Origin of the sequence: Wolbachia endosymbiont (group A) of Scambus nigricans (genome assembly GCF_947251485.1) — a bacterium.
Lineage (GTDB): Bacteria > Pseudomonadota > Alphaproteobacteria > Rickettsiales > Anaplasmataceae > Wolbachia > Wolbachia pipientis.
The window spans coordinates 152,034-162,875 of the sequence record NZ_OX366356.1; the positions used below are offsets into that span (position 1 = coordinate 152,034).

Genomic DNA, 10,842 nt, shown 5'->3' on the forward strand with positions numbered 1-10,842 from the left:
TATATAATAGCATACAAGCACGTTTATATTTTGAATAATTTCTATACAATAAAAGTATTGTATTAATTGTTACTGTTAGTGGGAAGAGTTTTTACCGTTAATGTGGATGAATCCCTTTTCGATGTGCTGGTCCAGCATATATTTTCTGAATATGAAAGAGAAAAAATCCCTGAAGTAAAGATCATACTTCCTTGCAAGAGGGATGTGATAGCGCTGCTGAGTGCATTCAAGAATTATAACGCTAAAAAATGCATAATTTTGCCAAAGATAGTTTCGCTAGAGAACATCGATGAGGAGGATTTAATATTAAATCTTGATAGAGTCAAAGTTATCAAGCCAACAAAAAGGACGCTGCTACTCATTCAATTCATATTGGAGTGGAATAGAAAAAATAATGATAATTTTCCAATTGATTTAGCTTATAGCCTGCCATCATTGCTTGATAAAATTCAGTATACCCAAATGGCAGAGTTCGATGAACATTCAAAAAAAATAGAAAGTTTCATAAATTTACTTATTGAAACATGGAATAAAATTTTAAAAGATTTAGGAGTAGTAGATATATTAGAACATAAGAGTGATTACATAAACAGTATGATAACCTCTTTACAAAAAGACCAATATATAGTCTTTGTTGGAATTGGAAAGGATAAGTCGTTAATTAAGGCTATATATGATCTGCCATTTGGAAAAATAATTCTGCCTAACCTGAATTTGAAAATTAAAGAGAAAGACTGGAAATTGCTTGATAAAAAACACTATCAATATTGTCTGAAAGATCTGCTAGGTTATTTAAGTATAGGCAGAGAGGATGTAAGTTTTCTGCCAGAAGCGTGTTCTCCAGTGCCCAGACACTGGGATCCAGAAAACTTAACTTTAAATGAGCGCACCAGGTGGCTGTATAATGAAAACTGGATCCCAGTGTCAAGCACTGGGATGACAGAAGAAAGGGCCGGGATAACAGGAAGTCCTGAGGAATATCTAGATTACGTCTTTGATACAACTGCCGATCTAAGCAAAGTTAGTAGTGGACATGTTGGCAATATTGAAGTCATCACTTGTGATTCCAGAGAGGAAGAAGCACAAGTGACATCATTAATTATAGAAAATGAAGGTTATGAAAACATTTCTTTGGTCGTCTTTGATAAATTACTTGCAGCTCGTATAGCATGTTTATCAAGGCAACACAGTGCCATACCGGAAAATTACCCTTATATAACGCTTCTGCTTTATAGTATCGAAGTTTTGACCTCAAATTGGAGCAGTGTGTCATTACTTTCGCTCCTTAAACATAGGCTAGTGACTTTTGGTTACACTCAAGAAGAGTACACTCGGATTTTATCTGAATTTGAAATAGAGATATTACGCAACTTTAGTACAAATGGCCTGAGCGATATTATAAATGCTATCAATGCCCATAAAAAGCTAAAATACAAAGAAGATATATTACTTATTATCAGTAAGTTAGAGGTTATATTTAATCCTTTGCTTCGTTCTATAAATTGCTCTATTTTTGATGTGGTAGCAACTCATTTGCAGTGTATTAATATATTATCTGGTATAAATTTTTCAGAGCTAAATAGTGAAATAGGTAATTTTACCTGTAATTTCTCAAATGCATGTGAGGGTGTAGGAATTAAATGCTCCTTAGAGTTATATAGCCAAATTCTGACCTTATTTTTAGAGAAAGAGTTTTTCTCTGTAGCAAGTGACTTGAATAAATTCAGCTTATATCACAACAAAGTTGTAATACTTGCTGGATTTAATGAAGCGCCAAGCTTTCAAAATCCGCTTTTGAATGCATTTACGAGAGAAAAATTTAATCTTCCTTCCGTGCAAGAAGAGCAGGGGTATTTTTTTTATACTTTACACAATTTGTTTTGTGCAAGTAAGGTTTATATTACAAGATCGCTAAGCCATAGAAAACCAATTCTATTGCAGCGTTTGGAAATTCTACTCAAGGAGGGAAAGCAGCCGTATCGTGATTGGCTAAGGATATTAAATACGCCTGAATGTACTGTTCCATGTACTCAGCCTATGCCAAAACCTCAAACCGAAGTTAGAAAAGAAAAAATGCAGGTGATGTCTTGCAGTGCAATAGAAAAGCTAATTCGTAATCCTTATTCATTTTACGTTGAATATATAATGGGCCTTAAACAATTAAGAGACTTGAATTTTAAGCCATCGATATTGGAATTTGGCACTATGGTACACAACATTCTTGCAAGATATTTACGCAACAAAAAATCTCCAATGAGCATTGCACGAGAAGCATTCTCGACTATTCAGTTTAATTTTTCAAATATGTGGTGGGTAAGACTACAAAAGATAATTCAATCTTTTGTCGAATTTGATGAAACTCGAAGCAATTATGTTGAGTTGGAAAAGAACTTTTCCTGTCCGATATTTCATATTCCAGCGCGTGACACTGGTTCTTGTGATCAGTATGAAACTGCTTGGATGACAAATAAGCCACAAGAAATTTCACTGATAGCAAGATGTGATAGAGTTGAGTATCTACCAAGTGGGCAAGTGGCAATTATAGACTATAAGCTTGGTACACCACCTTCCAATGAAGAAGTAATGTCGGGATTTTTTCCGCAATTAATTTTACAAGCCTTAGCGGTAGAACATATAACAAAAAGAGAAGTCTCAGAACTTGCTTATTGGAAACTTGATTATGATAAAATAAAAGTTATTCCTATACAAAATTATAGATACAAAATGCAAGAATTAAAAAATGATCTGCCTGGTTTTTTATCTAACTATTTAAGTAATTCCACACCCTTTATTGCCTCTCCATATTTTGATAAATTCCTGAGATTTAACAGCTATAAACAGCTAGAAAGGGTAGGAGAGTGGTTGTAAATGGTGTCATCCGAGTACCTGACACTGGTTTCCATCCAAAAGGGTGTCATCCCAGTGCCCAGACACTGGGATGGCTTTGTTGCATCATACTTTATGAGATGGTGATTTATGGTAAATTCATGTAACTGTCTCAAATTTAGCCATACCAATATCAGTGAATTTATTAAGCAAATAGCATTTGATTAGCAGTTCTTTTTCTCGATTTATAGCCTTTCTTATAATAGTCCGAATGCGATAAGATATGTGTTTATGGCTATAGCAGGCCAGTAGCATATTACGGTCTGTTCGGATTATTGTAAAAAGAGCTATATCTCAGATTTATTCCTAAAACTAAATCCGAATATTTGCTTTAATCTTGAGAAAAACCCTTCAATATAAGATCTTTTCCCATAATTTACTTCTTTTTTTCATTCTTTCATGCCATCTTCACCGTATAATTTTATTAACCTAATAGCAGCATTCCTGTCAGACATATAATCTATTTCTGGATGTTCTGCCGCATTGTTTATTGGTGGAATTTTTGTCTTTATATCATATTCGTTACACAACTTATAAAACTTGTGCCTATCACATGCTCTATCTGCATATAGTGCTTTTATGGCATGCTGAAAATCAACTTCTTTTAGCAAATCACAAGCTCCATAGTGATCAGCCGTTACTGTATTTTACAGCTATGGCTTTTTTGTTGTTTATATTCAACATTACGTGCAATTTTCTCGTTTGCTCATAGCCACGATATTTTCTGTCAGTGCTATTTTCCTTGCTGTGTGTTGTTGTATATATAGCCTTTCTTATAATAGTCCGAATGCGATAAGATATGTGTTTATGGCTATAGCAGGCCAGTAGCATATTACGGTCTGTTCGGATTATTGTAAAAAGAGCTATACTAATTCCTGTACTGTCTATAGCAATTTCGATATCTTCCATATTATAGCTCTTTCCATAAAAGTCCGGATGTGATAGGATAAGGGTAGATGATGATAAGGAGGTTGAATGCCAGCAGCATATAGTTATGATTTAAGAAAAAAAGCAATGGAAGCGCTAGACGAAGGAGAAAGCAGAGAAACAGTGGCAGCAAGATTTAAGATTGGACGAACTACTTTATGGGAGTGGCGGCAAAGAAGAAAAGAAACAGGAGACTTTCAATCAAAAAAACTTGGAAATGGGGGTTACAATCACAAAATTACCGACTGGGATACGTTTGCCAAATTTGCCAGAGAACACGGAGGAAAGACTCTATCGGAAATGGCTAAACTTTGGAACAACGTTAGTATCCAAACGATCTATCGAGCCCTTAAAAAAATTGGATTTACGCGCAAAAAAAGACATATGGATACAAGGGAAGAAACGAAGAAAAACGTGCTGAATTTTTGAAAATTATAGCGACAAAAGAACCTAAAAACTTAGTGTATATAGATGAGTCTGGCATTGATAACACCGAAGACTACCCCTACGGATATTGCCAGAAAGGACAGCGGTTTTATGCCTTAAAATCTGGAAAGAAAACTCAACGAATCAGTATGGTTGCAGCCTTAAGTGGAAGAAAGATAGTTGTTCCGTTAACCTTTGAAGGCCACTGTAATATGGATGTTTTTAATGGATGGTTTGAGCAATTTTTGACACCGATCTTGGAACCTGGACAGACTGTCATTCTTGACAATGCTACTTTTCATAAGTCTGATAAGATTATCGAGCTTGCTAAAGGGGTTGGTGCAGAAATTTTGTATCTGCCGCCTTATTCTCCAGATTTCAACAAAATTGAGCATCATTGGTTTGCTATAAAAAACAGAGCCAGGAAAAACATTCCTCTATTCGAATCCTTTCGTCGTGCTGTTGATTCTGCCTTCCTATGACCTGTTCGGACTATTATGAGAAATGCTATAACTTTCACTTCCCCATCCTTACCTAAATATTTCATTCCAAATGTATAAACTGGCGGCTTAATATCTGATTTATTGCATAGGGACTTATCATTCCAAATTGCACCTGCCCATTTATCTTCTTGAGCTTCAACATATCTACCTACAAAATGCATACCACCTAGTTTATCGTTTGGCTCACCACAAAAAATATGTACAAACCCTATAGTTTCTTTTTCACTTCCACTATTTGTAAACCAAATGTTAGCCAGTTCATCTTTAAGTAACTCCAAATCCGCATCTGGCGTAATCACTTATATATTCCTTTCACTACTTCTTGATGCTGCGGACAACTAAGTAAAATTTTGAAATCTTCTTTATCTGGATGTGCTCCCCAATCTCCACAAACTTTCAACACTCCTCTATCGAAGTCAGTTAATTCTGAAACGGTGGCTGGTTGTGAACTGAAAAATGGTTCAAAATTGACTTCAACATTTTCTTCTACATAGCCGGTGTGAAAATAATGATCCTTAATATAAAAAATAAATCCTATTATTGGTATTATTAAACACAAAATTAGTTTAACTGTCTTCGACATAATCACGTTCACAAAAAAGCTAGCCTATAAGAAATAATTTAAAAAAGTTTTAATCTAATCGTTTTTGCAGAGCAGCAACTCCCGGCATTTCATCGCCACTTAACCAATCTAAAAATGCTCCTCCACCAGTGGAAACATATGTAAAATCCTTATCGGTAAGGCCTGCAGCGCTTATTGCAGATAGACTATCGCCTCCCCCTATTATGCTGGTTAACTTTCCTTTGTGCGTTAAGTCACTTACGATTTTCATTACCCCTATTGTACCGCTTGCAAAAGCTGAATGTTCAAAAACACCAATAGGTCCATTCCACAGCAGAGTCTTACTGCTTGCTATTATACTGCTTATTGTACTCAAAGTTTGTGCTCCGATATCCAAAATTATATCACCGTCCAAAATGGACTCAGTTCTTCTTGAAATACTAGTGCTGTAATCAGAGTTTACTGCAACCAGAACGTCTTCTGGCACAACTATTTTGCAATTGTTTTTATTTGCTGTTTCAACAATATTATGTAGAAGGTCGTCAACACCATTTTGAAAGAAAGATTTCCCTATATTTACTTTGCTAAATGACAAAAAATTATTGGCTATTGCACCACCTAGAACTAGGTAATTAACCTTTTCTGTTAGCTTCATAAGCACTTTTATTTTAGTTGATATTTTAGCTCCCCCAACTATCGCAGTAATAGGTTTAGCTTTAAACGATACAGCTTTTTCAAGATACTTTAGCTCATCTTGCAAGCAAAATCCTGCATAGGAAGGTAAAAATTCTGTAATGCGTGAAATAGAAGCGTGAGCTCTGTGAGAGCAAGAAAATGCATCATTTACATATATATCCACTAGAGATGCTAATTGTCTGGCAAAGTTTGCATCATTTTCCTTTTCCCCTTCATAAAATCTTAGATTCTCTAGTAATATTATATCTCCTGCATCCATAACACTTACTGCTCTTTGTACTTTTTCACCAACGCAATCGTCAATAAATTTCACTTTTTTATTTAGTAACTGCGATAAAGTGTCAATTACATTTTTTAGCGACAGATTATTGTCTCTGGCCTTTGGGCGTCCGAAATGTGATATAATAATAATCTTTGCACTCGCATTCACTAAATACTGAATAGTAGGCAATGCTCTCAAAATACGAGTGACATCACGAATTTCTCCATCTTTTATAGGAACATTGAAGTCAACTCTGAGTAAGACGGTTTTATTGTGAAGATCACAATTTTCTATACTGGGTATATTCATTGTAAAACTAAAGCTATAAAGCCACTATACAGCAGTTTGACCTAAAGTAAAGTTTGAGTTTACGAACGTTTAAGAAAATTTGCATGCCAAACGCTTGACACTGGAACCTTATCGTCATGCCATCACGAACCCTCATACCGCCGGGTATCTCTTAGCCGCTAACACGTAGCGGGATACTTGACCTTTACAGGGATGACGATTGTCGTTTAGCCATAAATATTTAAGAAATTTACTAAACAGAAAAAAAAGGCAAAAGAAGCTCCGTGGTTGGCTAATTACTTACATTATACTTTCAAGTATGGCGTTTTTTTATTCTAAACGCTTAATAACCGCGATTTAGCTGCTTTTTAATGCAACTAACCTTTAGTCATAAATGTTTAAGAAATTTACTAAACAGAAAAAAAGGCAAAAGAAACCCTAGGGTAGCTAGTTATTCACTATCCATTTTTTAAGTTGGCGTTTTTTAATGTTTTAAATAGCGCATTTCAGCTTATATTAGGTAAAAAACTAGAACTTTATAAAGACATAAGGTGCACATAGTGCAAAAAATTAAACATGAGACGCCAGATACGTGAGTTTTTTTGTCATTTAATCCGTACAGAGAAGATAAATAAATAGCTTCAGTTTCATGATAAGGGAGCTGGCGAAGGGTGTCAAGTAAGTTTTGCATTTGATCCGTTTCTATGACTTAGATGCCAGTGCCTGCTACTTGACTCTCGGCTGGATCGAATTTGTATAGCTACATTGTCGGTAAATCTAAATTGCTTTAATAATTTTGATTGAAAAATAGTTTTTCTATTATATAAATGCTACTTTAGGGTAATCAAAATGGAAGACGATAAATATAGCCTAGGTTTAAGGGTTATCCATTGGTTGATGGCTGTTTTTATTATCGGTATGCTTTGCTCTGGACCTTATATGAAAAGCTTACCACTTAGCAATGAAATTAAGTTCAACATATACGCTATTCATAAGGCTTGCGGTATCACTATTCTTGGATTAATCATAGTACGCATATTTTTTCGCGTCTTTACTTATGTTCCACCACTTCTAGCAAATTTTTCTCGGTTTGTAATCAATATAAGTAAAGCAGTACACTTTGGTTTATATTCTTTGATGGTGCTAATGCCACTATCTGGCTATGTCATGTCTTCTGCTTCTGGCAAACAGATCAAATATTTTTTTCATATCCCTTTGTTGATTAATCAAAACAAAGATCTAGCTAACACGGCTAACGAGTTACATTCGATGCTTGCATATTTTATGGTACTCTTTGTGATCTTACATATACTTGGCGCCTTAAAACACACATTTATAGATAAACAAAACATTTTTAAACGTATGATATAGGTTATATGTTAAGTAGCCTCTGGAAAAAAGGAACAGATTTTCTTGGCAGTGAGTTTGCTATAATGGGTGGTGCTATGAGCTGGGTTTCAGAGAGAAACTTGGTCTCAGCAATCTCAAACGCTGGTGGTTTTGGTGTGATTGCATGTGGTGCAATGTTTCCAGACTTGCTAAAAAAAGAAATCATAGAGACGCAGCAATTAACTAACAAGCCATTTGGTGTAAACCTAATTACTATGCACCCAAAGTTGAGTGAGTTGATAGATGTGTGTATTGAAACGAAAGTGAGCCACATAGTTCTTGCCGGTGGACTGCCAACGAAGCCTAATATAGAAAAAATCAAGAGTGTGGGCATTAAAGTTATGTGCTTTGCACCAGCATTAAGCCTTGCGAAAAGGTTAGTAAAAATGGGAGTAGATGCATTAATAATAGAAGGAATGGAAGCAGGTGGGCATATAGGTCCAGTTAGCACTTCTGTTCTTGCACAAGAGATATTGCCTCATTTTAAAAATGAACAAATACCAGTGTTTGTTGCAGGTGGAATAGGAAGAGGTGAAATGATAATTAATTACCTGGAAATGGGAGCAAGTGGCTGTCAAATAGGTACATTATTTGTCTGCACTAATGAGTCAATTGCCCACAAAAATTTCAAGGAAGTGTTTATTAAATCGGCCGCACGTAATGCAATACCTTCTGTACAGATAAGTGCTGATTTTCCTGTAATTCCTGTAAGAGCTATAGCCAACAAAGCAAGCGATGACTTCATGAAGCGTCAAAAAGAAGTTATTGATGAATACCAAAAGGGACAGATCTCAAAAGAAGATGGGCAGCTTGAAATAGAAAAGTTCTGGGCTGGAGCTTTAAGAAGGGCAGTGATTGAAGGAGATGTTGAAACAGGATCTTTAATGGCCGGCCAAAGTGTTGGCATGGTTGATAGGGAAAAGCCTGTAAAAGAAGTAGTGGATATGTTAGTTCAACAAGCAAAGAATCATATTAATAGCAAATCTGTAGAAGTAGAAAGCCCAGAAAGCAAATAGTTAAGCGACCTTCCAATAAGCAAGTTGCCGCGATTATTTATGATATGGCATAATTGCCCAGTTTTAATGTAAAATTAACGCTAAAGAGGTATCTATACATTTTATTATGTATGGAGGAATATTATGCACAGTCTCTTTAAAAAACCTAAGAGTAAGGAAGGAGATATTAACCAACAATTGAGCAACACTATATACAAAAAGGTAACAGCAGAAAATTATCAAGAAAATCAAGATGAGACTTCCAAAGAATGCAAAAGGTTGTTCAAGCAGGGAGCTAGTCCTAAAACATTGGCTGAATTGGAAAAAATACTGAGAGAACGACAAAATGAGCAGGCTATTGCAAAACACTTAGAGTCATCCAAGCAAGGAACTAGTCCTGAAGCATTAGCTGAGTTAGAAAAATCAGTGGGGAAAAAAAGAGAACATTATAATAATTATATCCAACACTTTCTTCCAGCGTTGACAGCAGAAATAACAGAGTCAAAAAAACTAGACTCAAAAAAAAATTCAGCAATAGTACAAACAATTTTGGATATTACTAACAGGAGCAGCAGTGTAAGCTCAATACCAAATGCTGTTGAAGAAAATATTGAAGATCAAATGCAGCTAAAACATATTGAAGAGCAAAACAACACACAAGAAACACCCTTGAATGTAGCTGAGAAAAAAAGTGGTGATAATAAAATACTTAGTAATTCCTCTGTTACAGAGGAAGTGTTTGAAAAATATAGCAAGGTTGTGAAAGAAATAGAGGAGAAGCAAACTTCTAAACTCAGTAGTGGCAATGACTCAGATAGTGGAATAGACTCACCTGGACTGAGTGAAAAAAACTCGATATTACCAATAAATAGTAGAAAAAACAGTTTAACATCAATAGCAAACACTTCATCTGAGGAAAGTTTAACCTCAACATTGAGCTCTGTTGAAGAAGATAATGGCTTACAACCAGAGGGTGGAGAAAAAACTGAGTTATTAGAATCAAATTTGGAATCCCCAAAAGAAAACGAGACTCAAGTGCAGCCAGAGCAGACTGTAAAAAAAGAGCCAAAAATGCAAGAAAATGAAAACTCAGATGGTCAAGCAAATCCAGATCAAGTTAAGAAAGATACCCTACTTAAAAACCAACCCAATAACAGAAATCTTCACGTTGCACTTATAGCAGGTTGTGCTCTCTCCACAATAGGGTGCATTGTTGCAGGAGCAATGACATCAGGATTGATAGGAGCAGGACTCCTTGCTATGGTTGCAGTGCTTGCTATAGCAGCAGTAGCTGAATTGCATTCAAACTTCCTATCAAGTAAATTAACATCCATTAATGTGAGTCCTCTTGTTGATGATAAGAGCTTACAGCATGTTCACAGCGGTAAAAATTAAATATGTGTTACTTGTAGTGGATAAGTGAATTCAGTTCTTGCCTGTTGATATAAAAGTTGTTATATTTGAGGAATGTTTAAAAGGTGTTTAGTTGATGCGCATTCAATTGAATAAAGTTTTGGTTTTTGTAGCCTTATTAAGTTTCATTTTTGCATCATATTCTAGCGAAGCAAGTTCGGCGAGTGATGAATTAAAGGGTATACAAGAAACGGTAAAAAATTTTATTTCTTCATTTTCAGTTAAAGATACTGTAGAAAATATGAGTCCTTCAACAATCATAGGGTTGTGTATAGCTGCAGTGATACTTGCAGTAGTGTTCAGAGGTCTAATCTTTTTTATGATAATGTTTGGTGTACTGGTCCTGATGTTCGGTAGTACAGAAAAGGCAACAGACTACTTAAAAGAAAAATTTAACTTTGCAAAAGATATAAAATTACAATCCGATAGCGAAAAAAAAAGATAAAAATTAAGATAGTATTTTTATCTTTTTTAATTATCTTTATTGAATACGCA

Annotated in this window: 8 protein-coding genes and 2 pseudogenes; 6 read left to right on the forward strand and 4 right to left on the reverse strand. The window is 35.2% G+C overall.

Features of this window, described 5'->3' with window-relative positions; all coding sequences use genetic code 11:
• Nucleotides 1–78: 78 nt before the first annotated feature.
• A complete protein-coding gene (locus tag OPR46_RS00900) occupies nt 79–2,868 on the forward strand; it encodes a WPE palindromic element domain-containing protein (RefSeq protein WP_265044039.1) in 2,790 nt (929 codons plus the stop codon).
• A gap of 117 nt (nt 2,869–2,985) precedes the next feature.
• Here OPR46_RS00900 and OPR46_RS00905 read toward each other — a convergent pair whose 3' ends face one another.
• Nucleotides 2,986–3,141: a hypothetical protein gene (locus OPR46_RS00905; RefSeq protein WP_265043491.1), complete on the reverse strand. Its 156-nt coding sequence runs from the start codon at nt 3,139–3,141 to the stop codon at nt 2,986–2,988.
• A gap of 38 nt (nt 3,142–3,179) precedes the next feature.
• A pseudogene (locus OPR46_RS06935) lies at nt 3,180–3,798 on the reverse strand (transposase); the annotation flags it as partial.
• 63 nt (nt 3,799–3,861) lie between these two features.
• On the opposite strand from OPR46_RS06935, the gene OPR46_RS00920 reads away from it, so the two are divergent.
• A protein-coding gene (locus tag OPR46_RS00920; RefSeq protein WP_265043306.1) for an IS630 family transposase occupies nt 3,862–4,721 on the forward strand; the annotation gives its coding sequence in 2 pieces (ribosomal slippage) (nt 3,862–4,186 and nt 4,186–4,721; 861 coding nt in all).
• A gap of 29 nt (nt 4,722–4,750) precedes the next feature.
• Here the strand turns inward: OPR46_RS00920 and OPR46_RS06940 are convergent.
• Together OPR46_RS06940 and OPR46_RS00935 are read right to left on the reverse strand one after the other, a co-directional pair.
• Nucleotides 4,751–5,325 (reverse strand): annotated as a pseudogene (locus OPR46_RS06940) (EndoU domain-containing protein); the annotation flags it as partial.
• A 49-nt stretch (nt 5,326–5,374) separates the two neighbouring features.
• Entirely contained in the window at nt 5,375–6,571 is a 1,197-nt protein-coding gene (locus tag OPR46_RS00935; protein WP_265043498.1) for a phosphoglycerate kinase, read from the reverse strand.
• An 828-nt stretch (nt 6,572–7,399) separates the two neighbouring features.
• Here OPR46_RS00935 and OPR46_RS00940 point away from each other — a divergent pair.
• The 4 genes from OPR46_RS00940 to OPR46_RS00955 all read left to right on the forward strand — a co-directional run bounded on the left by OPR46_RS00940 (nt 7,400) and on the right by OPR46_RS00955 (nt 10,792).
• A complete protein-coding gene (locus OPR46_RS00940) occupies nt 7,400–7,921 on the forward strand; it encodes a cytochrome b (protein WP_265043499.1) in 522 nt (173 codons plus the stop codon).
• Between the two features lie 5 nt (nt 7,922–7,926).
• Nucleotides 7,927–8,955 (forward strand): NAD(P)H-dependent flavin oxidoreductase, encoded by a 1,029-nt coding sequence (locus tag OPR46_RS00945; RefSeq protein WP_265043501.1) that lies wholly within the window; start codon nt 7,927–7,929, stop codon nt 8,953–8,955.
• Between the two features lie 123 nt (nt 8,956–9,078).
• On the forward strand, nt 9,079–10,329 hold the full coding sequence (locus OPR46_RS00950) for a hypothetical protein (protein WP_265043502.1): 1,251 nt from the start codon (nt 9,079–9,081) through the stop codon (nt 10,327–10,329).
• A 94-nt stretch (nt 10,330–10,423) separates the two neighbouring features.
• The gene (locus OPR46_RS00955) at nt 10,424–10,792 is read left to right on the forward strand and encodes a hypothetical protein (protein ID WP_265044041.1); all 369 of its coding nucleotides are present in this window, start codon (nt 10,424–10,426) and stop codon (nt 10,790–10,792) included.
• The last annotated feature ends 50 nt before the right edge of the window (nt 10,793–10,842 follow it).